We start from the raw sequence: 267 nt of genomic DNA on the forward strand, positions 1-267 counted from the left end.
TCTTCCAAAAGAAGCTGAAGTCCTCTGAGTATCTTTTGACCACTTGTAGTAACCGTCAGACAAAAGCCACCCCATAAAAGACGCCTCTTCTTTTGTTACACCAGACCTCCCAGCAGTGGGGAATTTGGCAGAAGCTAGAATATTAAATTCACTGTTTATCTCCTCTGTAGTCTTAAAACCATACTCATTGTATCTTACAAGGTTGTTTGTCCTGGTATGGCCTTTTGCCCTGCGTTGCCAGCCATACCACCTGTGGTCTCCTGTACT

General features: G+C 44.2%; 1 protein-coding gene. It reads right to left on the reverse strand.

What is annotated here, in order from left to right; genetic code table 11:
• Nucleotides 1-267, reverse strand: a 267-nt coding sequence (locus tag RMT89_RS43420; RefSeq protein ID WP_315889266.1) for a hypothetical protein, incomplete at both ends; no start/stop codon positions are given.

Source organism: Streptomyces sp. P17 (assembly GCF_032436805.1).
Classification (GTDB): domain Bacteria; phylum Actinomycetota; class Actinomycetes; order Streptomycetales; family Streptomycetaceae; genus Streptomyces.